Origin of the sequence: Massiliimicrobium timonense, assembly GCF_042850985.1 — a bacterium.
In the GTDB taxonomy this organism is placed as follows: domain Bacteria; phylum Bacillota_I; class Bacilli_A; order Erysipelotrichales; family Coprobacillaceae; genus Allocoprobacillus.
This window is the reverse complement of sequence record NZ_AP031415.1, coordinates 93272-119008: the sequence shown is the minus strand read 5'-3', so window position 1 is coordinate 119008 and position 25737 is coordinate 93272. Positions and strand designations below refer to the sequence as shown.

At 34.2% G+C, this 25737-nt stretch carries 25 protein-coding genes and 2 rRNA genes; 4 read left to right on the top strand and 23 right to left on the bottom strand.

From position 1 onward, the window contains the following. Positions 1–45: 45 nt before the first annotated feature. The gene (locus ACGHJ8_RS00655; protein WP_087243608.1) at positions 46–567 is read left to right on the top strand and encodes a TetR/AcrR family transcriptional regulator; all 522 of its coding nucleotides are present in this window, start codon (positions 46–48) and stop codon (positions 565–567) included. Positions 568–627: 60 nt separating this feature from the next. Here ACGHJ8_RS00655 and ACGHJ8_RS00650 read toward each other — a convergent pair whose 3' ends face one another. Both ACGHJ8_RS00650 and ACGHJ8_RS00645 read right to left on the bottom strand, forming a co-directional pair. Beyond that, positions 628–1914: a PTS sugar transporter subunit IIC gene (locus tag ACGHJ8_RS00650; RefSeq protein ID WP_211962615.1), complete on the bottom strand. Its 1287-nt coding sequence runs from the start codon at positions 1912–1914 to the stop codon at positions 628–630. Positions 1915–1929: 15 nt separating this feature from the next. Further along, positions 1930–2541, bottom strand: a complete 612-nt coding sequence (locus tag ACGHJ8_RS00645; RefSeq protein WP_211962613.1) for a hypothetical protein — start codon at positions 2539–2541, stop codon at positions 1930–1932. 53 nt (positions 2542–2594) lie between these two features. On the opposite strand from ACGHJ8_RS00645, the gene ACGHJ8_RS00640 reads away from it, so the two are divergent. Next, positions 2595–3263, top strand: coding sequence for a MurR/RpiR family transcriptional regulator (locus ACGHJ8_RS00640; protein WP_087358747.1), 669 nt, complete (start codon positions 2595–2597; stop codon positions 3261–3263). Between the two features lie 148 nt (positions 3264–3411). On the opposite strand, the gene ACGHJ8_RS00635 is transcribed toward ACGHJ8_RS00640, so the two are convergent. The 19 genes from ACGHJ8_RS00635 to tnpA form a co-directional block, all read right to left on the bottom strand. Next, positions 3412–3822, bottom strand: a complete 411-nt coding sequence (locus tag ACGHJ8_RS00635; RefSeq protein ID WP_205089408.1) for a peptide deformylase — start codon at positions 3820–3822, stop codon at positions 3412–3414. 57 nt (positions 3823–3879) lie between these two features. After that, complete coding sequence (locus tag ACGHJ8_RS00630) at positions 3880–5205, bottom strand: MATE family efflux transporter (RefSeq protein ID WP_211962612.1); 1326 nt, start codon at positions 5203–5205, stop codon at positions 3880–3882. 174 nt (positions 5206–5379) lie between these two features. Next, positions 5380–6144: a C39 family peptidase gene (locus tag ACGHJ8_RS00625; RefSeq protein WP_191341899.1), complete on the bottom strand. Its 765-nt coding sequence runs from the start codon at positions 6142–6144 to the stop codon at positions 5380–5382. 446 nt (positions 6145–6590) lie between these two features. Then, on the bottom strand, positions 6591–6764 hold the full coding sequence (locus tag ACGHJ8_RS00620) for a hypothetical protein (RefSeq protein WP_390541087.1): 174 nt from the start codon (positions 6762–6764) through the stop codon (positions 6591–6593). Positions 6765–6788: 24 nt separating this feature from the next. Next, complete coding sequence (locus tag ACGHJ8_RS00615; RefSeq protein WP_390541085.1) at positions 6789–7796, bottom strand: MFS transporter; 1008 nt, start codon at positions 7794–7796, stop codon at positions 6789–6791. A 314-nt stretch (positions 7797–8110) separates the two neighbouring features. Continuing rightward, entirely contained in the window at positions 8111–8656 is a 546-nt protein-coding gene (locus ACGHJ8_RS00610) for a rubredoxin-like domain-containing protein (RefSeq protein ID WP_087245789.1), read from the bottom strand. 90 nt (positions 8657–8746) lie between these two features. Next, complete coding sequence (locus ACGHJ8_RS00605; protein WP_390541082.1) at positions 8747–9622, bottom strand: Cof-type HAD-IIB family hydrolase; 876 nt, start codon at positions 9620–9622, stop codon at positions 8747–8749. Between the two features lie 124 nt (positions 9623–9746). After that, positions 9747–10379 carry a lipoprotein gene (locus ACGHJ8_RS00600; RefSeq protein WP_390541080.1) on the bottom strand — a complete coding sequence of 211 codons (633 nt, stop codon included), beginning with the start codon at positions 10377–10379 and terminating at the stop codon, positions 9747–9749. A 154-nt stretch (positions 10380–10533) separates the two neighbouring features. Continuing rightward, a complete protein-coding gene (locus ACGHJ8_RS00595; protein WP_211962596.1) occupies positions 10534–11427 on the bottom strand; it encodes an ROK family protein in 894 nt (297 codons plus the stop codon). Positions 11428–11562: 135 nt separating this feature from the next. After that, positions 11563–12342 (bottom strand): PHP domain-containing protein, encoded by a 780-nt coding sequence (locus tag ACGHJ8_RS00590; RefSeq protein ID WP_087245799.1) that lies wholly within the window; start codon positions 12340–12342, stop codon positions 11563–11565. A gap of 15 nt (positions 12343–12357) precedes the next feature. After that, the gene (locus ACGHJ8_RS00585) at positions 12358–13182 is read right to left on the bottom strand and encodes a histidinol-phosphatase HisJ family protein (RefSeq protein WP_211962594.1); all 825 of its coding nucleotides are present in this window, start codon (positions 13180–13182) and stop codon (positions 12358–12360) included. Between the two features lie 80 nt (positions 13183–13262). Continuing rightward, positions 13263–14282: an ABC transporter ATP-binding protein gene (locus ACGHJ8_RS00580; protein ID WP_087245803.1), complete on the bottom strand. Its 1020-nt coding sequence runs from the start codon at positions 14280–14282 to the stop codon at positions 13263–13265. Continuing rightward, positions 14282–15082 (bottom strand): ABC transporter permease, encoded by an 801-nt coding sequence (locus ACGHJ8_RS00575; protein ID WP_087245805.1) that lies wholly within the window; start codon positions 15080–15082, stop codon positions 14282–14284. Before ACGHJ8_RS00575 ends, ACGHJ8_RS00580 begins: the two co-directional genes overlap by 1 nt. Next, complete coding sequence (locus tag ACGHJ8_RS00570; protein ID WP_087245807.1) at positions 15079–15927, bottom strand: ABC transporter permease subunit; 849 nt, start codon at positions 15925–15927, stop codon at positions 15079–15081. Before ACGHJ8_RS00570 ends, ACGHJ8_RS00575 begins: the two co-directional genes overlap by 4 nt. Beyond that, a complete protein-coding gene (locus ACGHJ8_RS00565; RefSeq protein ID WP_211962592.1) occupies positions 15905–16744 on the bottom strand; it encodes an alkaline phosphatase family protein in 840 nt (279 codons plus the stop codon). Before ACGHJ8_RS00565 ends, ACGHJ8_RS00570 begins: the two co-directional genes overlap by 23 nt. Then, a complete protein-coding gene (locus ACGHJ8_RS00560; RefSeq protein ID WP_087298240.1) occupies positions 16734–17834 on the bottom strand; it encodes an ABC transporter substrate-binding protein in 1101 nt (366 codons plus the stop codon). Before ACGHJ8_RS00560 ends, ACGHJ8_RS00565 begins: the two co-directional genes overlap by 11 nt. Positions 17835–18247: 413 nt before the next feature. After that, complete coding sequence (gene tnpC, locus ACGHJ8_RS00555) at positions 18248–19810, bottom strand: IS66 family transposase (RefSeq protein WP_390539562.1); 1563 nt, start codon at positions 19808–19810, stop codon at positions 18248–18250. Between the two features lie 68 nt (positions 19811–19878). Further along, positions 19879–20226 carry an IS66 family insertion sequence element accessory protein TnpB gene (tnpB, locus tag ACGHJ8_RS00550; protein ID WP_129737345.1) on the bottom strand — a complete coding sequence of 116 codons (348 nt, stop codon included), beginning with the start codon at positions 20224–20226 and terminating at the stop codon, positions 19879–19881. Continuing rightward, positions 20223–20486, bottom strand: a complete 264-nt coding sequence (tnpA, locus tag ACGHJ8_RS00545) for an IS66 family insertion sequence element accessory protein TnpA (RefSeq protein ID WP_390539564.1) — start codon at positions 20484–20486, stop codon at positions 20223–20225. Before tnpA ends, tnpB begins: the two co-directional genes overlap by 4 nt. A 263-nt stretch (positions 20487–20749) precedes the next feature. On the opposite strand from tnpA, the gene ACGHJ8_RS00540 reads away from it, so the two are divergent. Next, positions 20750–21805 carry a transposase gene (locus ACGHJ8_RS00540; protein ID WP_390541075.1) on the top strand — a complete coding sequence of 352 codons (1056 nt, stop codon included), beginning with the start codon at positions 20750–20752 and terminating at the stop codon, positions 21803–21805. A gap of 299 nt (positions 21806–22104) precedes the next feature. Beyond that, positions 22105–22371, top strand: coding sequence for a hypothetical protein (locus tag ACGHJ8_RS00535; RefSeq protein ID WP_211962584.1), 267 nt, complete (start codon positions 22105–22107; stop codon positions 22369–22371). A gap of 162 nt (positions 22372–22533) precedes the next feature. Here the strand turns inward: ACGHJ8_RS00535 and rrf are convergent. Beyond that, positions 22534–22642, bottom strand: a 5S ribosomal RNA gene (gene rrf / locus ACGHJ8_RS00530). A 52-nt stretch (positions 22643–22694) separates the two neighbouring features. After that, positions 22695–25580, bottom strand: a 23S ribosomal RNA gene (locus tag ACGHJ8_RS00525). Positions 25581–25737: the final 157 nt, after the last annotated feature.

Below are 25737 nucleotides of genomic sequence, written 5' to 3'. Positions count from 1 at the left end.
TTCGCATTTTTGTTGTTATTTGATATAATGAAATGGGTGATTGTCATGAACAAAGCAAATTATTCTAAACAACAGATTACTGAGGCACTTATTGATTTATTACAAAAAACATCTATTGAAGATATCACAATTACATCTTTAGTCACAAAAGCTCATGTTTCAAGAAATGCTTTTTATAATAATTACCAATCTGTTGAAGATGTTTTAAAAGAAGCCTATCGACAAGCTCATCAAAAAGCATTTCAAAATAAATATATTGATATTTCCTATTTTACAAGTGATGAGGCTATCTTAGATTTTATACAATTCTTTGATAAAAATACTGCCCTTTTACTGGCATTACAAAAGTGGAACTTACTTCCCTATATCGCAAAATATAATACGCATTGTATCTTAAACAGTTTAGAACAATCCAATAATCCTTTCATTCATCAATATAAAGAATACTTTATGATTTATCATACAATCCCTTATTTTCAAATCTGTTATTATTGGATATTATCAGATAAAAAAGAAACACCTCAAGAATTATTTCAAATGATTAAACAATTACAAAAACAGTCATAAACTATTATGATAGAAAAAGAGATTTCAATCATGACATCATGAATGAAATCTCTTTTCTTATTATTTTTCTTCAATACCTTCTTTTTGAGCTATTGATTTTTCATAAACCTTAAAGAATGGATAATACACAACCATACTTATAACAATCAATACACACATAAAGATAACATTTCTTAAATCTAATGCTGATAAGAATCCTTGTGCAAAGAATGGTGTAAATGATGGGTCAACGATATACCCCATACTTACTAAACCTATACTTTGTGCCAAATAACCAAGTCCAATAGAAATACATGGCATGAAAACAAAAGGTATTGCTAAAATAGGATTTAAGACAATTGGTGCTCCAAAAATAACGGGTTCATTAATACCACAAATTCCTGGAATAACGCTTAAACGTCCAATCGTTTTTAAATGTTTCACTTGAGAAAAGCACATCAATAAGACAAGACCTAATGTGTTACCTCCACCACCAAGAACTGCATATCTATACATCTGTAAGTTCATGATATGTTCTGCACTTTGTCCAGCATTAATCAATTCTGCATTTAATCCTGAATTTGTAATGCCTAAAGTGAAAACAATTGGGAAAATAATAGAAGAACCATTAATTCCAAATAACCATAAAATATTTGAAAAGGCAAAGATTCCCATATATGCCCATACGTTATCAACACCAGAAATAGCAGGTGTTAAAATACTCATAATAAATTGTGGTAGTGATTGTCCACTTACTCCCATTAAAATTAAATTTAAACCATAAATAATGATAATATTAGCTGCTAATGGCAATAATGAATTGACAAAGTTTGTAACGGCCGTTGGTACACTATCTGGAAAAGTAAAGATAACTTTTGTTCCTACCAAGCGACATATTTCAACTGAAATGAGTCCTACAATTAAAGCCACAAATAATCCATCTGCTCCTAAGTATGTCATTGATAACTGTCCATCAGTTACAGGTGCTGAAATCATCAAGAATACACACATAGAAATAATACCATTGATTGCTGGTTTCATTTGATAGCTTTCAGCTAAACAATAAGCAACGCCAAATGCTGTGACTAAACCAATTAATCCCATTGTCATTGTATATGGAATAGTAATGGTATTATAATTTGTTACTGCCCATTGTTTCCAGGCAATCATCGCTTTTAGGAAAATATTACCTGTATTCATATCCACGATATCTAAATTAATTGGTGGATTGGCGATAATTAAAAATATTGATCCTACAACAATCAATGCAAGTGACATCATCATTCCATTAGAAATAGATTGTAAATGTCTTTGATTTCCTAACTTATTTCCAAGCGGTGATAATAACTGTTCTAATCGACTAATCATTTTTTACTCTCCCTTTTAAAATTGCCATCCATTAAACTGAAATGCTGTATCCACAACATTTTCTGGATCATATTCTTCTAAGATTTTGGCATATCTTTCTTTATAATCATTATCAATTTCTTTTTGTGGATAAACACGGCTCGCTTCATTTAAGAAATGGAATGAATCTCTTCCCATTGCCTGTCCACGTTGTGTATGTTTATCTAATGCATAATCAGGAATTTCTGGTAATTTCCCCATTGCAAAAGATTTGATACAAATATTTTTCAATAAATCACTTGAACGATCTTTTTCAGATTGGCACATATATCTAATGGCATGAATAAAATAGATAGGTCTATCTCCATCAGCATAATCAAATTCTCTACTCATCTGATATAAATTATTCACAACAACAGATGCCATTGGATTTCCCATACCAATATCTTCTACTGAAATTGTTAATAATCTTCGCCATAATTTTTCTTCTAACTGTGGTGAAGAAATATACAATTCATAAGCGAACATACATGCCTGTTCTTCTAAACCTCTACGAATAGATTTTTGTAATGCAGAGATCACTTCATCTCCTGCATAACCATTTCTTGTTGTAATTTTTGACCATGGATCATACATTTTTTTAGCCATGAATTCTTGCTCCTTTCTTTTAAATATGACATAATTGTTTTGGAGGTGTTGATATGAATCTAGAGCATTTATCCGAAAAATTTGAATTAAATGATTTAGAAAAACAGATTGTTCGTTATATTCAAGAACATTTAACCGACTTAAAGTCAATTGGTATACGTCAAATGGCAAAAGATAATTATACAAGTACATCAACCATTTATAAATTGTGTAATAAATTTGGTTTTGATGGTTATAGTGATATGATTTATCATCTGACATCTACCAAGGATAATCATACTATCGACTTTCACGAACAATATCGTTCTTTCTATGAACAATTCCAATCATTACTTCAAGATCATTCCAAACGTATTATTGTTTTTGGACTAGGATTCTCTGCTCCTATTGCAGAATACATGCAACAACGTTTAACCCTTTTAGGTTATCAAGCTATGTGTGTTGTACATATGGAAATGTTTAGTCCACATTTTTTTGATAACACTGTTTTTATTGTTGTTTCTTATTCTGGAAAAACACCACGCTTAAACGAAATTATTAAAACGGCTCATCATAATCATGTTCCTATCATCAGCTTTATAGGTAATGCTCACTCCCCTATTATTCAACTATCTTCATTACCTATTACAATTGGTCAATATGATTCATTCTCCCATGATTTGAATCGTCCCAACACCTTCTTTGGTGAAGCTATTATTGCTTTTGAAACATTATTATTTTAAAGCCATCCCTATTATACAAATATCGACAATGAAATTATATTGATTTATCCATTATAAAAACATGTTATAAAATTTATAACATGTTTTTATCTAAACTTCTTAATCTTTTATAAGGTTTTAAATTACAAAATTAAATAAAAATCATTCATCAAATTAATACACCATGACAATGATCGATTTCATGTTGAATGATTTGCCCAGTCTGTTGATCAAATGTTTTTATTTTGCGATGAAAATGTTGATCAAAATATTCTACTTTAATTTTTTCATAACGCTTTGTTTCTTTTAAACCCTCATGACACAAACATCCTTCTTGGCAGTTATATGTTTTTAAACTTGTTTTTATAATCTTTGGATTGATGAGAACCAAATCGTCTTTTTTATCCTTAACCACTATAATATTTTTTAATTCACCAATCATATTTGCAGCTATACCTACACAGGTTTCATATGCATTCATTGTATCTAATAAATCTTGAACAATATTCATATCTTCTGGTGTTGCATCTTTTGATTTTTGTTTTAAAAAGAATTGATCTTTCATAATATTTCTAATCATCATATCCCTCTTTTCTTCTTTTATTGTATATAAAAAATCTTCTCATCACAAGAAGATTTAAATAACTTTGAATTTTGTCCATCTTTGCATACGAAAACGAATATAGAAAATAATACCTCTTATTGTCCAATCTAAACACATTGCTAGTGCTATTCCAATAACACCCATATTCAATCCTAAAGCAAAAATCAATGAAAAAATCAAACGACCAAATACTGTTGAAGCAATGGATACAATCATAGTATATTTCACATCACCAGCTGCTCTTAATCCATTAGACAATGGTCCTGAAAATGGGAAAGCAACTGTATTAAAAATATTATGAATTAACACAAGAATAACAACAAGTTGTTTGGTTTGTGTGGAAACATTATAAAACTGCATAAAGACAGGTGTCAGTATAAAGATAAGAACATTCCATATTATCGATAAAATAAGTGTTAATTTCATGAGTTTTCTAAAATAATATTGAGCTTCATCAATTTTATGAGCACCCATACATTGTCCAATAACGGTAATAAAAACAGGACTCATTGCAGAACCAATTAATGCCGCTAATGACCAAATACTTTGGGCAATACCATTAGCTGCAATCTGATAAGTTCCAAATAATGCAACAACACTACTTAATGCCACTTTAACCAATTGAAAAATACCATTTTCTATTCCATTAGGTACAGCAATATTTAAAATTCTTTTTAACATTGGAAAATCACAGCATAAGATATCTTTTTGTTCATAATGAGCTATTTGTTTCTTTGAAAAACATAAAACTGTAATCGCAATAGCTGAAAAAGCTCTGGCTATCAAAGAAGGATAGGCAACGCCTGCAACACCTGCATGGAACACAAAAACACCAATCAGATTACCAACAACATTAATAATATTGGAAATCAATGAAATATACATTGTTGTACTTGTTTTGCCAATACTGCGATACAAAGCAGCACCTGCATTATAAATAGCTAATGCTGGATAAGAATAAGCCGATATTCTTAAATAAGTGACACAAGCTTCCATGACAGAATTTTCTACTTTTCCAAATAAAAGTGATAATAATGTACGATTAAAAATCAAAACAATAATGGCAATAATAATTGAAAAAACTGTTGAAAACATCAATAATTGGCTTGATGAACGAACTGTTCTTTTGTGATCATGACTACCAATATATTGACTCATAACAACAGCACCCCCTGATGCCAGTGCTGTAAATAGATAAATAAAAATTGTATTAAACATATTCACTAATGATACACCTGAAACTGCTTGTTCACCGACAAAACTGACAACAAATGTATCAGCAATCCCAACCAACATCACTAATAGTTGTTCAAAAAATAAAGGAACAATCATATTTTTTAATTCTTGATTTGAAAACATCTCTCCCACTCCTCATCACTATTATATTGATATCCATATATCATGTCTAATACTTATAATCTATTATCTATTATGCTTTTAAAGTATGATTGTCATTCCTTAATAATTCACTCCTTTTTTACTTTATATAAAAAGTAGCCTCTATATAAGACTACTTCGTGTATCAAAAAATTTTTATTTTGGTTCTACTGCAATAAACAAATGATCTCTTTCATCAATTTGATAATTCTTTTCAAAGAAATCATACATTGTCCAATTATAATAAAAGCGTTCAGCTGGAATAATTCCATAACCATCTTGATTATGATCAGTCGTATCATAAGAATCAGCAACAATAATCACATCATCCTGTGTTATTTCTGTATTCATATCATCATAACCAATAATTGTCTGCCAATGTCCACCCCAATCGTTCCATGCAACCATGACAGGCACACCTTTTTCTAAATATTGACGAATCATATCCAGATTGATTTTTTCACTTGCTTCTTCTTGTGTATAATCATATGTAGAATGAATGTCCATACCACCAACACCTTCAAAGATTTTAATCATTGATTCTAAGCTCGTTGCTTCTGGTGATAAACCATTTGTTCTCAATTGTGCCAAAGATTCCTCTGTATGATTACCTAATTTATCATAATAATTTAATACCATTAAAGCACTATCTACTCCACAACTCCATTCAGAAGATTGTTGTAATGTTTGAAAGTGACTTAAAATTGTCAATGATTCTGTAGATTCCATATTATAAAAATCTGGATGAGCATAATACATAGAATCTTCGTGATCACCTTGTCTTTCGACACTGTCTGCTCCATCTTCTTTTGATAAATCAATAGGATTATCAATTTTCATTTCATCACTCATATTCACACTATTTGAACGACATCCTACCAGCATTCCTACAGATAATAACATTAAAAATAATTTTTTCATTAAAATACTCCTTCCTTTTGAGAGCACTTGTAACTACTGATTATTTTGACTATTCAATTTTTATCAGATTCATTGAGCTTTATATAGCATATTGCTTTTAATACTCTTATTGATTCTACAAGTGTACGCTCATAAAACTGGGCTTCTAACCCACAATAAGACTTATTCAGTCATAAAATCGGCGATGACCTGCTGACCGTCAGCGTATTTCAAAGGGTCGATTTTATCTTCAATACACCATATATAGTCCTACCTCAATAAATCCCTCCAATCATAAAAAGATGTTCACTATTATACCATAATCACATCATTTCACAATAACTATTAGCATTTTTTACAAAAAACATCAAATAAATAATTTCTTTCTTTTTTACTTCAATATAAAAAGCAGTTTCAATCAGCACGTTCACTGAATTCAACTGCTTAACTTCTTGATATATGATTGTTTATTCCATAACATTCGCCTTTTTCTTTTCAATAGACCCAAACACAATCAAACCACCGACAACTGATACGACAACACCAATCATCAATAAATGATAAACACCAACAGCATCCAATAAAATTCCTCCTGCAAAGTTGGCTATAATACCACTTGCTGTAATCCCAACAGTAACCATAGATTGTCCTTTGACAAGATCTTGTTAAGAAATCACTTCATTTACATAATATACACTGGCAGGTATAAAGATAGCATAAGCACCAATTTGTAAAACCTGTGCAACATAAATCATGAAGATGTTTGTTGCTAAAAAAGTTAATAAATGTTTCAATGCAAACATCACAACTGATAGTTTTAATAATGTTGCACAATTGATTTTTTTACGCATAATATTAAACATAGCCATAGCCGGTAACTCTACAATGGCTGCAATAAATACAGCTATACCCATTTGACTTTCAGTTCCACCAATTGGTGTGATAACTTGAATAAAGAAATTGTTAATAATTGTATGTGTAAAGAAAACCAAAACAACCCCCACAACAAAAATCATAAATTTTTTATAAAGAGCACAAAATTGAAAGAATGATAGTTGTTTCTGTTCTGTTTCTTCTTTATTTTGTTGTTCATGTCGAACAAGATGTTGCTGATTTTTAGGAACAACATATGTATAGACAACAATAATTAATAAGATATTTCCTATAATATAAAATAATGGAATGACGCCTGTTCCAAGATCTTCAACAAGATAACCTAATACAGCTGAAGCTAAAGCATATGCAGCACTTCCAAGTCCTCTTGCTAAACCATAATTAATTTGTATACCATATTTTTCAAAAAGAAAAGCCATAGAATTAAATAATGGTTGTACAGTCATCATAAATGTGACAATTCCTACAAAAACACATAATAACATCATTGTAGATAATTCAAAGAAATACAGACATAATGATAAAATCACTGTTCCAATTAAAATAATATTAACCAATGACTGTAGCTTAATGACTTTTTTATCTACGGCTGAAGCTGCCATTGGTTGAGTAAATACAGCAATAATACTGACTAATGCTAAAGTTGTTCCTATTAATGAATTAGAAACACCCTGCCCTAATAAATAGACTGAAGCATACCCCATTAATGCACTAAAAGATGCAAAATAAAGAATCTGTGTTAAAGCATACTTAACATCTAATATTCTTGTCCCATTCACTTAACTTCCTCCCTTAATTATTTTTGACCTATAATATATTATATAAGAGAATGAATATAGAGTACAAGTTAAACAACAAATCTTGAAAAAATAATATATTAGAATAGATCTAAGGTAAGGTATTCATTTTCATATGTCATCATATATTGATTGTTTGAATAGTTAGACACTTTGCTTCATCGGATTCAATGAATATCTATATAACTCTTGACTCCTTCGTGCTTTTATGACATAAACCCAAAGATCAAATGTATCAAAAATGTATCAATTTAAATGATTAAACAAAAAAAGCCCTAGAACGGGCTTTTTTTATATTATTCACCAAAATATCTTTTTAATAATCCAGCAAATGCTTTACCATGTCTAGCTTCATCTCTAGCCATTTCATGAACTGTATCATGAATTGCATCTAAGTTAGCTTCTTTAGCACGTTTTGCTAAATCAACTTTTCCTGCAGTTGCTCCATTTTCAGCTTCTACACGCATTTGAAGATTTTTCTTTGTAGAATCAGTAACAACTTCTCCTAATAATTCAGCAAATTTAGCTGCATGTTCTGCTTCTTCCCAAGCAGCTTTTTCATAATATAATCCAACTTCAGGATATCCTTCACGATGAGCTACACGTGCCATTGCTAAATACATACCAACTTCTGAACATTCACCTTCAAAATTAGCACGTAAATCTTTGATAATATCTTCGCTTACACCTTGTGCAACACCAACAACATGTTCAGCTGCCCATGTCATTTCTCCACTTTGTTCTACGAATTTATCCGCACCAACACCACAAACAGGGCATTTTTCTGGAGCTGCATCTCCTTCATAAACATAACCACATACTGTACAAACAAATTTTGCCATTCTTTTTTCCTCCTATTCATTTTGGATTTTATATCCATATTAATGATAATCAATTTTCCATTTTTCGTCAATCTTCTTGCTCTATTTTATTTATATTTTTAAAATTCCTGCTTTATATAACTGCTCCAATCCTGCAAATACTGCTCCTTCTTCATTAGTTGTAGAAAGAACATAACGAGCAGCATCTTTAGCACTTTGAGAAGCATTTTTAGGTGCAAAAGAATAAGGAAATAACTGAAGCATTGGTACGTCATTTTGTCCATCTCCAAAAACAGCAACTTCATCATAAGCATATCCTTTTTCTTTTATCACTTTTTCTAATAATTTTCCTTTATTTGTTATTGAACTTGTAATCTCAATATTATCTTCAAAAGAAGAAGAAATATCTAAACCATCAATATTTAATTGTTGTTTTACGCCTTGAATAGAATATGCGTCTAAATGTCTGGCATCAATTTTTAATACTTTAATTCCTTTTTCTATCATTTCTTGAGCTTCTTTTGCATAATGAAAATCTCTTAAATAACCACTTCTTGTTGTAAAAGTCTTTTTTGGTAATGAATCCTTATAATCCTTTGAAGCTAACAATAATTTATAATGATAATCCCAAAAATCATCTGCATCTACAAAAGAATATTTCCCTTGATTTGTATGTATAGCTAATAAATAACCATATGATGATAAAATTGTAGATATCTTTTGAAATGCTTGATTATCCATTGGATAAATTTCATTGAATGTCTGTTGTTTATTACAGTATTGTGTTCCATTATTTAAGATCAAATCACAATCTAACTGATAACGCTCTAAAAAGTCAATGACCATATTAATATCTCTACCAGTTGCTATAATAAACTCTATCCCATTTTCAATACATTTTTTTAATATCTGACAAGTTCGTTCCTCAATAGTGTCATCTTTTTTTATTAATGTTCCATCTAGATCACATACAATACATTTTATCATATTGAGTTCCTCCTCACTGTGCTATTATATCAGTTCTCCTTTTAAAGAAAAACATTTTTCTTGCATAGAAAAGAAAGTTAAAAAAAGGAAGACCTTGTCTTCCATAGTTCATTATTTTTATATTTTATTCTGATTTTTGTTCAATTTTTGAAATAAGCCAATTATCTTCATTAGGTACAAGTGTAAATCTAAGCTGTGTATCTATATCTTTTGCACCTTCCATTTCCTTTGTCATAGCACCAAAAATTTCCGTTGCCATATCTCCAAAGATTTTTTCCATCATAGCCTGTTCCCCTTGTGAAAGATAAATTTCCTGTAATTCAGATAAATGTTCTGTTTGATATTTTTCTACAATATCATTTGTTTCACTGCTCAAATCAATATTGTCATAATCTTTCATTTTGACATCAACAATAACCAGATAGTTATCTCCATCTTCCTCAACACTGTTTATTTCATATGAAGTGACATAATTTTGAAAAGCACTATCGATAAATTTATTGGCTTCATCCACAAATTTTTGTCCATATGTCGCTACATCTTGTAATTCTTCAAACGATGCCATCATTGATACCAAATCATCAACATCACCGTTATCTTCTGTACAAACAGTGGATAATTTTTCAATATCTCCCGCTTTTAAATAATCAAAAAAACTTTTTACGACAGCTTCCTGTTTTTCAGTAGATGCTCCTCCACAGGCAGAAAGACCTACTACTGTTAATAAACACATAGCTAATTTCAATATCTTTTTCATGATATCCTTCCTCCTTATAGTATAAGTATAACAAATATAAGGGCGAATACCATGATTTTGAGTTATTTTTAACATATTTTTACATATTTTTTATAATTTCATTTTCGTTTGAAGTTTTACAAAAAAAGCAATGAACTCGTCATTGCCTATTTCATTATTGGAATGTTTGTATATGTTGATATAAAGCTCCGATAAGATTAGCATCATTACGATAATAACAAGGAACAATTTCTGGTTTATAGACATCAAAACCTAAATGATTAAAAATATCATCAAAATGCTTTTTAATAAGTTCTATTAAAAGAGGTTGTGCACTAATTCCTCCACCTATTGCGACTTTTTCACAATCAAAAATAATATGCACATTAAAGATTTGAGTAGCAACTTCTTTACAAAATTGACTAATCCCTTCAATTACTTTTTCATTTCCTTGATTAGCCATATCAAAGATTTCAACCCCTGTGTATTTTTCATCTGTTTCTAATTGTTCCTGTACACGTTCTAATAATCCTGTAATTCCATTTCTCGTTGACCATGCATAATTCCAGCCAATACCATCTAAACAATTTGTCTTCACAAAAGAAAATTCACCAGCACTAAAATGTTTACCAGTATGCACTTGATGATCCTTAATCAAACAACCACCAATCCCAGTTCCTAAAATAACAACAGCCCCATCTTGGATATCTTGCAAATTACCATAGCCAATTTCTGCATTTGCTGCACACTTTGCATCATTTCCAATGGTAATATTAATAGGACATCTCTCTTTTAAAATATCAACAATATTCATTTTTGAAATATACTTTAACGCTCCACCTGTAAAAGCATATCCCTTTTGAGGATCAATAATTCCTGGCATAGATATTGCCATTCCTGCAATATTATCTTTATATTGATCATATATTTCTCCTATTGTTTCTACAAAATGATCCATTGTATCCATTGGTGTTGGGACACTAGATTTTTCTAAAATTGTTGAATCTTCCTGAATTAAAGCATATTTAATTGAACTTCCACCAACATCTAAAGCTAAATATGTTTTCATGATTAAATTCCTCCATACATTGTTCTTATATTTATTATAGGATTTTTATTGTAACAATGTAAATACTTTTATACATTTCTTATTATTGAATACAACATAGTTCCCATAACACATAATACAATGACAGAGTCATCATCATAATATTTCATGAATATCTTCTAAAAAGTTAAAATCATAATCTTTTAAAAGATCCAAGCATATATCTATACGTTGATGTTCTAATAAAGTTGTAGGATGATGGGCATCATAACCAAAACAAACTTTATTTTCTTTTGTAACATGTTTAAAGAATTCTGGATGTGGATAAGGATATGCCAAACCATCTTGATAGTAGAGTTTCCCATATCTTAAACCATTTAAGTTAATTTCTAAAACAGCATGATATTTTTTAGCCGCTTCAACAATGATTTGTGATGCCTTGTCACATGCTGGTGTCCATTGTCTTCTTCCTAACATAAAGAAGTCTGGATGTGCTATATATCTTGTTAATCCTAGTTCCAAAGCACTTTGAATTTGATTTGCATACATCAAGACATCTTCATCATTATTAAAATAATCATAATTATATCCATCAAAATAGCGGAAATGCTGTCCAATAATCATGTAATCACAACATTCTTTCATTTTAAGTAAATAATCTTTTTGATCATCATAATATTCTATTTCAAAGCCTACTAATACTTCAATTTGATCTTTATACTTATCTTTTAATTGATACATCGTATGTAAATATTCTTGAACATCTCGATTATACATACGTTCAGCAGCTATTTCTACATGAGGATAGGCCATATGCTCACTAAATCCTATTGTTTTCATTCCAGCTTCTATCGCTGCCAGAATATATTGTTCATCTTTTCCAACAGCATGATGACAGCGTGTTGTATGCGTATGTAAATTAAAATTCTGTTCCATTATTTATCTCCATTTTTATAAAAATTCTTGAATATCTTTTTCTATAAATCCTTGATCTGTTAACACCATCATAGATGTAAAACCACAATCTTGAATCAATTCTAAAGATTCTTTATAATAACAATCTAACATTTCTTTTTGATGACAGTCACTATTAAGACAGATTTTCCCACCATGATCATGAATATATTTTAATAGTATATGATGTGGATAAGGTGTTTTTCTTTGTCCTCTGGCAATAGCACCTGTATTGACTTCAAAAATTTTCTTTTGACCAACAAGAATATCAATACATTCATATGCTAATTTTAAATATTCCTGATCATCAAAATCAATAAATTCTTCATTCTCATTAAACTTTGTAAGTAAATCAATATGCCCTACTATATCTACATCACTTCTATAAGCTATTTTTTTCACTTCTTCATAATAACTTTGAGCATAGCTTAAAAAATCCCCATAATAATCTACAATCTTATGCGTCACTTCCTGACTTTGATCAACAGCTAAATATTCTTCACCAGCTTTTACAAAATGAACACTTCCAATAATATAATCATATGGATTATTTTTTTCAAAGCTTTGCCCTAAAATATCTTCTTCAATACCTAAAAAAATATGTATCTGATCTTTATATTTTTCTTTGACTTCAAGGACATCTTGAATATATTTTTTAGTGTTATCATCAGTCATAGAGTAATCATCTATTTCTCGACAATTCCCATGTCCTGAAAAACCTAAAATCGTAAAACCTTTTTGAATAGCTTCTAAAGTCATGTCCTCGATTGTATTTTTGCCATCACAATAAAGTGAATGTGTGTGTAAATTTTGTTTTATCATATTTTATCATCCCTCTCCTATTATAATTCTTTTTCATTTCCATTAATAGTCTAAAAAGACTGTCTTTAAACAGTCTTCATTTATTCTCTAATGGCTAGAATATTATGTGGCTCAATTCCAACATACACTTTTTGTCCTTCATCAAACAGTGTAAAACTTCTAAACAATGTTTCTGATTTTAAAATAACATCATGACAATTTAATGTATATCGTAAAACATTTCCTCTTGAAATATAGTGACTAACTTTTGCTTCAAAACTATAGACATTTTGATCTTGAATTGGTTCATTTTGAATAGAAATGGTTTCTGGTCTAATTGCATAATAATGATTATCAAAGTCTTGTTTTGGTAGCAATGTTTTTAATTGATGATTATCTAATATATTATAATGTCCTATAAATTCAGCCGCAAATTTAGAAACAGGGTGTGTATATAATTCTACAGGATTTCCACTTTGTTCAATGATTCCACCATTCATTAAATGAATTTTATCAGACATAATCATGGCTTCATCTTGATCATGTGTTACAAATATAGTTGTAATTTTTAACTCTTTTTGTACACGTTTGATTTTTTCCTGTAACTCACGTCTTAATTTTGCATCAATTGCACTTAATGGTTCATCTAATAATAGAACTTTTGGTTCCATAACGATTGCCCTTGCGATAGCTACACGTTGTTGTTGTCCACCAGATAATTGACTCGGATAACTTTTTTCTTTTCCTACCAAATCTACCATTTCAATAGCACGCTGTACTTTTTGAGCTATCTGATTTTTATCTACTTTTGCGATTTTTAAACCAAAGGCAATATTTTCTTCTACATTCATATTTTGAAATAATGAGTATTGTTGAAAAACCATCCCTATACCACGTTTTTGAACTGGTACATCTGTAATATCTTTACCATCTAATATAATTCTGCCTGAATTAATCTGCTCTAATCCTGCTAAAGATCGTAATAATGTAGATTTTCCACAACCACTTGGTCCAAGTAATGTAACTAATTCACCTTTTTCTACATCTAAATGAATATTTTTTAAAACTTGATTTTCACCATCGTAGCTTTTGCATATATCTCTAAATTCAATGTATGCCATTAATTTTTCCCCCTCTTTGTGACTGCTTTATTTTGAATCATTAATGTTAATGTTGAAATGATAAATGTTGTAATAAAAAGAATAACGATAATTGCACTTGATAATTGTCCTGATTTTGACATTGTTTGATATAAATAAATACCTGCTGTTCTAAATGCACTTCCGGCAATCATATTAACAACGACGAAATCTGCAAATAACATTGTAAAAGCTAACATCATTGTTGAAATAATTCCATTTTTCATTTGTGGAATAATAATTGCAAAGAAGGCATGTAGTTGAGAACAACCTAACACCTGTGCAGCTTCTACAACACATTTCACATTTAATGCGCCAATAGTATTTTTTAAACCTCTAAATGTATATGGTAATATAATGATACAGTAAGCTCCTACTAAAAGAAAAAGACGATTTGATAAAAAGCCGGGTTTACCTGAATATAGTGAAATTATACCTACTGCTAAAATAACACCTTGAATGGCATATGGGATATTACATAAAATTTCAATATACTTTTCTAATTTTGGCATATATAATGTTGTCACATAAAGAACTAATAATATAGCCAAACTACAAATACACACTGGCACAAAAGAAATAACTAAAGATCTTAATAATGAATTAATAAAAGCTCCATCTGTTAATATTTCTGAATAGAAGCTAAGAGTAAAACCAGTTGGTAAAATATCCATCCATGCTGTAAAAACAGAATATAAGAAAGTTAAAGCTAATGGTATAATTAAAAATGCTGCGATAATAAATAAAATACATCCATCCCATAATTGTGTTTTTAATTTCATTGGACACCACCTGATTTCTTTTGTAATTTATTTGTAATTAAAACTGAAATAACCATTAAAGCCATCATGACCAATGAAAGAGCACAACCAAATTCTTGATTTTGAACAACTTCACCAACAAATTGTTGAGAAATACGAATTGGTAATAGAGAAATATTATTACTCAACAATGCATATGCTGTTCCATAAGCCGCTAATGAGTTGGCAAATAAAACTGAAAATGTTCCTAATATACTTGGTAATAATGATGGTATTGCAACTTTAAACCAATAGTGAAAACTGTTTCCACCTAATAGTCCTACAGCTTCTTTCCATTCTTTTCTTAATCCTGAAAAAATAGGAAGCATCAATAAAGTTCCTAATGGAATTTGGAAATAAATGTAAGTTAATAACAAACCATTAATTGTATATAAATCATAATTAGCCAAAAATTCTATTCCATAATTTTTTCCAATTAATGTTAATATACCAACATTTCCTAATAAAATCATAAAAGCAAAAGCTAATGGAACTCCAGCAAAATTACTTGTAATATTTAATACTGAAGTGAAAGCATTTCTTATTTTAGGACTGGCATTATGTGCTGCTTTTGCACCAATAAATGCAATAAATATACCAACAACAGCTGAAAAAATAGATATCCATAAACTGTTATAAATAGACTGTTGATATAGACGTGTACTAAAAATTTTAACAAAATGGTCTAGAGTAAAACCTCCACCACCTGTCTTTGAAAAACTTTCTATCACAATATTAATTAATGGTAATATTTCAAATAATAAGACAATGATAAAAAAGGGTAATAAAGCGAACAGATAAAATTTATAGTTCTTTTTTGCTTTCATGAATACGTTTCACCTCCAAAGGTTTCATTTTTTCAGTTGCTTGAATATCCAATAAATAACAAAGCAACGGCGCAAACTCTAATGTTGTGAGAACTTGTGAATGATACCCATTCACAATGCGTTGATCAATAATATATAATGCTGTGGTGCGTTGCTGATGACTATTACCACCATGATAACCATTTTCACTCATTCCATGATCTGCACCTACCACAACACTATACCCATCTTTAATCCATTGTGGAATATATGTTGAAAGGAGTTTATCATTTTGAATAACTGCTTGCGCGTATTCTTGTGAACCTGCACCATATTTATGGCCTGCATCGTCGATACCCATTGGATGTATAAACACAAAATCATATTGATCATGTGACATTAAACTTGATGATAATGCATATAAATGATTATCTGGATAAGTGTCTTCATAATAGAAAAAACCTTGGTCTATATAAGACTTTGGATCATGATGATAGACATCTTGAAAGTTATTAAATGGTGCTGATAAATAGAGCTCACTAATCCAATAATATGCTAATGCTAGACTTTTTTTATGATTCTGTTTAAGTAATTCAAATATATGGATTTGATTAGATAATCGACATATATTATTATTTGTAATTCCATGTTCATATACTGGTAATCCAGTAAAAATTGTTTCGTACATAGGGCGTGAAGCGCTAGGTAATTCACCTAGCACTTCATATTTAGCCGCCTTTTTATGTTCACATAAATGTTCTAAATAACCTAAATGCTCTCTAGCATATTCACTCTGTAATCCATCTAATAAAACAAATACAACTTTATTATTGTGCATAAGCAACAACTTCCTCCTGCCAAGATGTTGATAAATCTGACACAGCTTGATCCCAAGCTTCCTGATCTTCAATAAAGCGTGCATTTTTATATTGTTCATCTGGTAAAAGCATTGCCTTTACATCTTCTGGTAATTCTACATCATCACGAATTGGACGCGCATAACCTTTAGCTAAATTAATCTGTCCCTCATCAGATAAAATATATTCCCTTGCTAATGCAGCAGCATAAGGACGTTTTGTATAGGCATTAATAATTGTACAATATCCACTTTGAATTGCTCCATCTGTTGGTACTGATACTTCAAAATGAGCATTGGCATTATTTTCTAAGATTTGTGAACGATATCCTAATGAATTGTAATCCCATAAAACTGCAACTTCTATTTCACCTTTTTCTAAACGTGCAACACTTGTGTCTCCCATATCTAATCGATCTTCTTCAGCTAAAGTCTTGAAAAAGTCTAGACCTGGCTGTATATTGCTTTCACTACCACCAAAAGCGATAGCAGCACTTAATAATGCACTTTGTGCCTGAGTTGCTACTGAAACGTCTCCAATTGTTAATGTATAATCTCCATTTAAAACATCTTGCCAACTTTTTGGTGCTTGATCAACAAGATCAGTATTTGTAATAAATGTAATTGTACCATAGTATCCTATAATCCAATCACCATTATCATCTTTAGCCCAATCAGGAATTGAATCCCAATATGATGTTTTATAAGGTAAAGTTACACCTTGTTCTTCTGCAACTGGCCCAAATGATTGTCCAACATCACCGATGTCTTTTGTTGCATCACTTGCTTCATTTGCAAAAATAGCAAGTTCCTCTGCACTAGACATATCTGTATCCGTATGTTTAATTCCATATTCATCTTCAAGTTCTGTCCATGTTTCAACCCAGTTAGCCCATGTATCAGGCATTCCAACAGAATTGACTTCTCCATCTTCTTTTGCTTTTTCTGTAATTTCTTCAATTGTCATTGAATTTAAATCAACCTTTGCTTGTGTGCTTTCTTCAGCGCATCCTGTTAAAAATGTTGCTGCAACAAGAGCACTCATCCCCAATTTAAAAAATTTATTTTTCATTTTCATACTTCCTCCTTAGCGAGTAAAGTATAGCATTTATAAAATTCAGTTAAATATCTTCATTTTGTAAAGAATTGTAAAAATAAAAACACTATAACAAGTGTTTTGTAAATATTTTAAAAAGGAATTTAAATTTTATATTAACATTTATTAAGTTTTTAGATACTTTTGCTTTATATAAAAAGTTATAAAAATCACATATTTTTTTTATATAAGTATAATTTGAGTATTTCAATTTATCATTTAAACTAATATAAATAAATATTATTTAAGTTGATCATCATTTTAATGTTTGTAAGCGCAAAATGAAAAAGCCCTATTATCAATCAACGACATTGATTATAATTAGAGCTGTAATAAATTGACAATTTATATATGTATGATTTACAGGACACGACTAAAAGATCGTATCTCTACGATTTTTTAGTCAGATATGTATTATCAGGCAATTCTTTTGACCATGGCATATAATTATCAAGGGCTTCTTCATCATTGATATCTATTTCTGTCAATGATGACAAAAGATAGTTAAAATATTCATAGGGATTGAGATTGTTTAGCTTTGCAGTTTCTATAAGTGAATATAAGGCAGCGCTTGTCTGTGCTCCCTGAACCGTATTGGTAAACAGCCAGTTGCGTCTGCCTACACAGAATGGGCGTATCGCATTTTCTGCTCGGTTGTTTGATATCTCTATTCTCCCATCTTCAAGGTAGACTCTTAGTTTTTCTTCCTGGTTGATGCTGTATTTGAGTGCTTCACTTAACTTTGTTTTATCCACTGCAACTTTTGAACATTCCCTGACATCTTCAAAGAAATCATCAACCAGTGGTTTTGACTGAACCTGTCGAATTTGCCTGATTTCTTCATAGCTTCTGTCCGCGTTTTCCTTTTCAATTTGAAAAAGCTTGTTGATCTTATGAAAAAGCCTATAGCTGGCAGTTTGTTTGAGATCTACCCCAGCAGGCGCACTGTCTAGTGCTTCCTTATATTTTCTACGACAATGAGCCCAGCATCCCATGTGTGTAATGCCTTCAAGTTTCTCATAGGCCTGATAGCCATCCGTCTGAAGTATATGATGATAGCCTTCCAGATGCTTCTGGGCATGCTCGTGTCCTCTTGTATTTTCGTATATGAAAACAACTATCTGCTTCTCCTCGCTGCGTCCTGTCTTGTATACCCACATATAGGATTTTGTGGTTGCCTTTTGATGCGGTGCCTTTAAAACCTGAACAGACGTTTCATCTCCGTGCAGGTATTGACTTTTTAACAGAACCTTATGCATATGACTAGCGATTGTCCTGAAATATTCATCATGCAGTTTGATCATCCAGTTGGCCATCGTCTGTCTTGACAGCTTCAGCCCCATCTGATTGAACATGACTTCCTGTCTATACAGAGGCAGTGCTTTGTTGAACTTGTTATCAATGATATATGACAGAAGTGATGGCGATGCAAAGCTCTTGTATATGACCGGTTCCTTCATGGGTGCCTTGTATATTGGCGATTGAACAGCTTCCCTGTCACATCGATCGCACGTATAGACATATTGAATATGTTCAATGACTTCATATCGTGCAGGATGGTAGACAAGCTCCTTTCTTTTGTTTTCGCCTATCTTTCTAAGCAGTGCACCACATTCTGGGCAGCTTTTATTGTCAATATCATGAATGACCTTCTTTACTGGCAGTGATGAAATATCTATTCCTCTCTGTCTGCTTTTTCTTTTTCTTCTGTATGTGATTTCTTCAAGTTCCGGTTCCTGCTTGATTGGTGTGGATTCTAGTTCAATTTCATCAAAAAGAGAAATCTGATTAGGAAGAACAGTCTTTTCTGAAGATGAACCAAAAAGCTTCTTCTGCTGAAGCTTGATCTGCTGACTGTACCAGTTCAGCTGCTCAGTCAATGCTTCAATCTTTTTATCCTTTTCATTGATCATCTTGATCAGTTCTTCCTGACTTAGATTTCTCAAGTTCATGACATCTTCACACCCCACATTACATGATTTCAGCTGTTTCGTATTATACCATAAAACAAACTGCTTTGTTAGATGAGAAGCTGCTTTTCTTTCAATTTTTCATCATATTCAAGACCCTCCAGAAGCCAACTGAGCTGACGGGAAGTGATGGCTCTTGTCAATGATTCCTGCGATTCCTGGATTTTGAATTTTCCATGTTCAAGTCTCTTGATGAACAGCCAGAAGCCGTTGCTTTCATAATAGAGAATCTTGATGCGATTTCTTGATCGGTTGGTAAAGATAAAAAGGCTGTGATCAAGGACATTCATCTGGAATTGGGAATGCACAATGAGTGTCAGCCCATCTATCGACTTGCGCATATCCACGAAATGCGTTGAAACGTAGATATTCTTGACTTCATCAGTGTTGATGATCATTTGAGAGCACCAATGATTCTGTCAAGAAGTGCAGGATCAAATTCAATACAATGACCATCAATGGTCATTGATACATTGGGGTGGGCATCATCCACAACCTCGACAGGAACAAATAAATTACTTTGAAGTTCATCATTTTCCAGTCGTCTTTTTGACTTATAGAAAGAAGACACACAGATATTGTTCTGTCTGCAGAATTCCTTGACAGTCAAAGTGCTTTCCTTTTGACTATTTATGATTTTTTTCCAATCATATTGCATATAGTAAGTACCTCCTTTTTTATTGTACTTACATTTTAAATGAATATCCGCAGTCTTGTTAGTGCCTTTTCATTTGTCGCTTACTAATGTTTGATGATTATCATCAAATATATCATAAAAAAGAACCACCAGATGAGACAAGGTAGTTCTCTTTCAGTATACAAAATAAAAAAAGGACAAAATAAATTTTGTCCATGGCGATTAATCATCTTTGATGATTATCGCTTTTTTAATGCTGTATAATTATCTCGGGTGGTGTTCTTATGATTGATCTCTCTACTCCTGATACTCTTTTATACGATTCTGCTGTCTTATCTTCTTATATAAGAAAGAATACTAAAGAATCTTTTGGTTATATTTTTTTTGATAATATCGATTATATTACTAAGCTTTACAATGACAATAGAATGCGTGATGTGACTTATAAGAATATTCTCGATACTATCCTCTGTGGTTCCGTCTATCTTGGTTTTGATACGTGTGAATGTCCTGACTGCGGTTTTGAAACGACCATCCCTCATACCTGCAAATCCAGATTCTGCTCTAAGTGTGCCGCTAAATCTGCTAAACAACGTTCCATTTCCATCTCTGCCATGACTTTCTCCTGCAAGCATCGCCATATCGTTTTTACTGTTGCCCAAGAGCTCCGTGATTATTTCATCAGAGATCGTTCTCTCCTCGACCTTTTATTCATCGTTTCCAGAAATACCATCAGCGCTCTTGCCAACGATGCTAAATTCAGAAAAAACAAAAGACTCGAAAAACACAGAAAGCTCCGAAAATCCTCTTCCCCCTATCTCTATAAGGATACAAAGGATAATGTTGTTTTTGGTGCCATCTCTACCCTTCATACTTTTGGCAGACTCCTTGAATTCAATCCTCATATCCACATGCTTGTCTGTCAGGATGCCCTCAATCTCAGGAAGGACTGCATTAAAAGCCTTGCCTATATGGATTTCAATAAGCTCAGAAAAACCTGGATGTATCAAATCCTTGACCTTCTTGACAGGAAAATCAACACAAGACAATTCCATGCACTTAAAAATTACCTTTATAAAAACTATCCCGATGGTTTCTATGTCTATGCCAAAGAACCAAAAAAAGACCAGAGCGAAGATGATGTTGATGATACCGTCGCATATATAACACGCTATACCAACAGACCTGTCATGGCAGAAAGCAGAATTGTAGAATATAATGACACGACCAAAATGATTCATTGGTTCTATAATCGTCATGAGGACGACAAAATAGTCTTATCATTTAAAGTGATTATTTCTTATTCATTCACTATGATAAGACTTTTTCTTTTATTTTGACTATTTTCTTTATTTTACTTTTTATTTAATTTGGTATTCAACAATGACTCGATACTATGGATTCTATTCCAACAGGTCGACCAGACATTACAATAGAATGGCTGAGCTTCTGGCTCATAAGCAGAAAAAAGAAACACAGTACAAGAAGGAAAGACAGACCATCGCAAAAATTCAAATCCAGAAGACACATTTCCGTTATTTTATGATACAATCATTTCAGAGGGATCCCATCAAATGCAGATGTGGAATGATCATGAATTATGCTGAAACATATAATCCCTTTGAAGGAGGACGGAAGAATGACATCCCGTACAAAGAAAGATGCATCTACACATCAAAATATCTCAGAAGTCAAACCATTAACGCCAGAAGAAGTTGATGAAATGCTTCTCCATGATGACACATATGAATCAGATAAGGTACTTATGAAATGTGACGGATGCGGATGTGAAATGAAACTTGACGGATACATATTAAGTGAAATAGCGGAGGCTGATGGAGATGATGAACTGTCATGCATCTGCATGAAATGTGGAAAAGGAACAATGCACCAGGTCAAGAAATGATATATCTGGTTACGTTTTTGCATGCAGAAAAATAGAGTAATGCTGGTGCATTACTTTTTATTTTGCTCATTGTCAATATTTGCTTTAAGCATTTATCAATCAAAAGAAATCAAATTCCTATAATAAAAAAGAAAGGGAATAGAATGACTATTCCCTCACATGAACTGGCAGCGTGCTATTGTCGCAGTTGCCCACTATCTTCGCCGCTATGATGCTTAACTTCTGTGTTCGGCATGGTTACAGGTGTGTCCATCATGCCTTCGCCACCAGATCATCTGAGCACGAACGCTCAAAACTGAACAGCTTCCTTCCTCCCACTTCTTATGGCTAAGCTCTCGGTCTATTAGTATCATTCAGCTCAGCATGTCACCATGCTTGCACCCATGACCTATCTACCTCCTCGTCTTGGAGGGACCTTCCTTCCGAAGAATGGGAAGTCTCATCTTGGAGGGGGCTTCACGCTTAGATGCCTTCAGCGTTTATCCCTTCCGGACTTGGCTACCCAGCTGTGCCACTGGCGTGACAACTGGTGCACCATCGGTCCGTCCACCCCGGTCCTCTCGTACTGAGGGCAGCTCTCCTCAAACTTCCTGCGCCCACGACAGATAGGGACCGAACTGTCTCACGACGTTCTGAACCCAGCTCGCGTACCGCTTTAATGGGCGAACAGCCCAACCCTTGGAACCGACTTCAGCTCCAGGATGCGATGAGCCGACATCGAGGTGCCAAACCTCCCCGTCGATGTGAACTCTTGGGGGAGATCAGCCTGTTATCCCCAGGGTAGCTTTTATCCGTTGAGCGACGGCCCTTCCATGCGGTGCCGCCGGATCACTAAGCCCGACTTTCGTCCCTGCTCGACTCGTCTGTCTCGCAGTCAAACACCCTTCTGCCTTTGCACTCTGCGCATGGTTTCCATCCATGCTGAGGGTATCTTTGGGCGCCTCCGTTACTCTTTGGGAGGCGACCGCCCCAGTCAAACTGCCCACCTGACACTGTCCCGTCCTCAGTTCCATGAGGCCCGGTTAGAACTCCAATGCATCAAGGGTAGTATCCCAACGTCGGCTCCTCGAATACTGGCGTATCCGTATCTCAGCCTCCTACCTATCCTGTACATCATGCATCAGAGTCCAATATCAGGCTACAGTAAAGCTCCATGGGGTCTTTCCGTCTAGTCGCGGGTAACCTGCATCTTCACAGGTACTAAGACTTCACCGAGTCTACAGCCGAGACAGCGCCCAAATCGTTACGCCTTTCGTGCGGGTCAGAACTTACCTGACAAGGAATTTCGCTACCTTAGGACCGTTATAGTTACGGCCGCCGTTTACTGGGGCTTCGGTTCATGGCTTCGCTTTCGCTGACCACTCCCCTTAACCTTCCAGCACCGGGCAGGCGTCACCCCCTATACTTCGACTTGCGTCTTCGCAGAGAGCTGTGTTTTTGGTAAACAGTCGCTTGGGCCGTTTCACTGCGGCTCAGCTTCCACTGAGCACTCCTTCTCCCTAAGTTACGGAGTCATTTTGCAGAGTTCCTTAGCTATAGTTCTCTCGCTCACCTTAGGATTCTCTCCTTACCCATGTGTGTCCATTTTCGGTACGGGCAGAATGCAGTTATGCTAGAAGCTTTTCTTGGAAGCTGGCTTCAGACTCTTCTGTACTTATCGCAATGTTCCATCCGCTTCACGCCTTCGGGTTGCGCCATCCGGATTTGCCTGGATGACCCCTACCTCGCTTGCTCCAGCTATTCCGTCAGCTGGTTGTCCTAGCCTTCTCCGTCACTCCCTCGCCTGCACTCCGGTACGGGATTCTCCACCCGTTGTCCATCGACTACGCCTTTCGGCCTCGCCTTAGGTCCCGACTTACCCAGAGCGGACGAACCTTCCTCTGGAAACCTTGGGTCTCCGGTGCGTGGGATTCTCACCCACGTGCCGCTACTCACACCGGCATTCTCTCTTCCACACGCTCCACGACTCCTTACGGTATCGCTTCTTCGCTGTCTGGAACGCTCCCCTACCATTTACATCGTAAATCCATAGCTTCGGTATCATGCTTAGCCCCGGTAAATTTTCGGCGCAGAGTCATTCGACCAGTGAGCTGTTACGCACTCTTTCAAGGATGGCTGCTTCTGAGCCAACCTCCTGGTTGTCTGTACATCTCCACATCCTTTTCCACTTAGCATGTATTTGGGGACCTTAGCTGATGGTCTGGGCTGTTTCCCTCTTGACCATGGACCTTATCACCCATGGTCTGACTGCCGTCCATGTCTTCATGACATTCGGAGTTTGATTATGCTCAGTACCTCGAGATGAGGCCATCACATATTCAGTGCTCTACCTTCATGCGACTTCCTGACGACGCTAGCCCTAAAGCTATTTCGGGGAGAACCAGCTATCTCCGGGTTCGTTTGGAATTTCACCCCTAGCCACAATTCATCCGCCAACGTTTCAACGGGGGTCGGTTCGGTCCTCCATCGGGTCTTACCCCGACTTCAACCTGATCATGGCTAGATCACCCGGTTTCGGGTCTATGACATGCAACTTTCGCCCTCTTCAGACTCGCTTTCGCTTCGGCTCCGCATCCCCTGCTTAACCTCGCTCCACATCATAACTCGCCGGCTCATTCTACAAAAGGCACGCCATCACCCATTAACGGGCTCTGACTTCTTGTAAGCATATGGTTTCAGGTTCTCTTTCACTCCCCTCCCGGGGTTCTTTTCACCTTTCCCTCACGGTACTGGTCCACTATCGCTCACCAGGGAGTATTTAGCCTTTCGAGATGGTCCTCGATCCTTCCGTCAGGATTCCTCGTGTCCCGACGTACTCAGGGCCTGCCTCGCCTTCCTCCACGACTTCGGATACGGGAGTTTCACCCTCTTCGCTGCGCCTTCCCCTGCGCTTCTCCTGTCATGTCAGATAGGCTTTATCGGCACCCCTATAACCCCATCATACGATGGTTTGGGCTCCTCCGCTTTCGCTCGCCACTACTTACGGAATCGTTCTTACTTTCCTTTCCTGCAGGTACTGAGATGTTTCAGTTCCCTGCGTATCGCCTCGATTCTTCATCGATGTCATCCTCATGGATGACGGGTTCCCCCATTCGGACATCGACGGGTCCTTGCATGCTTACTGCTCGCCGTCGCGTTTCGCCGTTTGCTGCGTCCTTCTTCGCCTCCTGGTGGCCAGGCATCCGCCATACGCTCTTCTTCGCTTAACCTAAAGTGTTCTCTTTTCGTGCTTTCTTAGTTTGCAACTAGATGATTTCGACCTTCTTCCTGATCTCTTTCATCTTTCGTTTCTTCGCTTTCTTGTAGAAAGTTTGCTGTTCAGTTTTCAATGTTCCTGCCTTGAATGCATCTCTACAGATACACTCA

What these genes read in the sequence shown, in the direction of transcription:
- ACGHJ8_RS00655 (WP_087243608.1), top strand. Translation starts at nt 46, where the DNA reads ATGAACAAAGCAAATTATTCTAAACAACAGATTACTGAGGCACTTATT.
- ACGHJ8_RS00650 (WP_211962615.1), bottom strand. Translation starts at nt 1,914, where the DNA reads ATGATTAGTCGATTAGAACAGTTATTATCACCGCTTGGAAATAAGTTA.
- ACGHJ8_RS00645 (WP_211962613.1), bottom strand. Translation starts at nt 2,541, where the DNA reads ATGGCTAAAAAAATGTATGATCCATGGTCAAAAATTACAACAAGAAAT.
- ACGHJ8_RS00640 (WP_087358747.1), top strand. Translation starts at nt 2,595, where the DNA reads ATGAATCTAGAGCATTTATCCGAAAAATTTGAATTAAATGATTTAGAA.
- ACGHJ8_RS00635 (WP_205089408.1), bottom strand. Translation starts at nt 3,822, where the DNA reads ATGATTAGAAATATTATGAAAGATCAATTCTTTTTAAAACAAAAATCA.
- ACGHJ8_RS00630 (WP_211962612.1), bottom strand. Translation starts at nt 5,205, where the DNA reads ATGTTTTCAAATCAAGAATTAAAAAATATGATTGTTCCTTTATTTTTT.
- ACGHJ8_RS00625 (WP_191341899.1), bottom strand. Translation starts at nt 6,144, where the DNA reads ATGAAAAAATTATTTTTAATGTTATTATCTGTAGGAATGCTGGTAGGA.
- ACGHJ8_RS00620 (WP_390541087.1), bottom strand. Translation starts at nt 6,764, where the DNA reads ATGGTTACTGTTGGGATTACAGCAAGTGGTATTATAGCCAACTTTGCA.
- ACGHJ8_RS00610 (WP_087245789.1), bottom strand. Translation starts at nt 8,656, where the DNA reads ATGGCAAAATTTGTTTGTACAGTATGTGGTTATGTTTATGAAGGAGAT.
- ACGHJ8_RS00605 (WP_390541082.1), bottom strand. Translation starts at nt 9,622, where the DNA reads ATGATAAAATGTATTGTATGTGATCTAGATGGAACATTAATAAAAAAA.
- ACGHJ8_RS00600 (WP_390541080.1), bottom strand. Translation starts at nt 10,379, where the DNA reads ATGAAAAAGATATTGAAATTAGCTATGTGTTTATTAACAGTAGTAGGT.
- ACGHJ8_RS00595 (WP_211962596.1), bottom strand. Translation starts at nt 11,427, where the DNA reads ATGAAAACATATTTAGCTTTAGATGTTGGTGGAAGTTCAATTAAATAT.
- ACGHJ8_RS00590 (WP_087245799.1), bottom strand. Translation starts at nt 12,342, where the DNA reads ATGGAACAGAATTTTAATTTACATACGCATACAACACGCTGTCATCAT.
- ACGHJ8_RS00585 (WP_211962594.1), bottom strand. Translation starts at nt 13,182, where the DNA reads ATGATAAAACAAAATTTACACACACATTCACTTTATTGTGATGGCAAA.
- ACGHJ8_RS00580 (WP_087245803.1), bottom strand. Translation starts at nt 14,282, where the DNA reads ATGGCATACATTGAATTTAGAGATATATGCAAAAGCTACGATGGTGAA.
- ACGHJ8_RS00575 (WP_087245805.1), bottom strand. Translation starts at nt 15,082, where the DNA reads ATGAAATTAAAAACACAATTATGGGATGGATGTATTTTATTTATTATC.
- ACGHJ8_RS00570 (WP_087245807.1), bottom strand. Translation starts at nt 15,927, where the DNA reads ATGAAAGCAAAAAAGAACTATAAATTTTATCTGTTCGCTTTATTACCC.
- ACGHJ8_RS00565 (WP_211962592.1), bottom strand. Translation starts at nt 16,744, where the DNA reads ATGCACAATAATAAAGTTGTATTTGTTTTATTAGATGGATTACAGAGT.
- ACGHJ8_RS00560 (WP_087298240.1), bottom strand. Translation starts at nt 17,834, where the DNA reads ATGAAAAATAAATTTTTTAAATTGGGGATGAGTGCTCTTGTTGCAGCA.
- tnpC (WP_390539562.1), bottom strand. Translation starts at nt 19,810, where the DNA reads ATGAACTTGAGAAATCTAAGTCAGGAAGAACTGATCAAGATGATCAAT.
- tnpB (WP_129737345.1), bottom strand. Translation starts at nt 20,226, where the DNA reads ATGATCATCAACACTGATGAAGTCAAGAATATCTACGTTTCAACGCAT.
- tnpA (WP_390539564.1), bottom strand. Translation starts at nt 20,486, where the DNA reads ATGCAATATGATTGGAAAAAAATCATAAATAGTCAAAAGGAAAGCACT.
- ACGHJ8_RS00540 (WP_390541075.1), top strand. Translation starts at nt 20,750, where the DNA reads ATGATTGATCTCTCTACTCCTGATACTCTTTTATACGATTCTGCTGTC.
- ACGHJ8_RS00535 (WP_211962584.1), top strand. Translation starts at nt 22,105, where the DNA reads ATGACATCCCGTACAAAGAAAGATGCATCTACACATCAAAATATCTCA.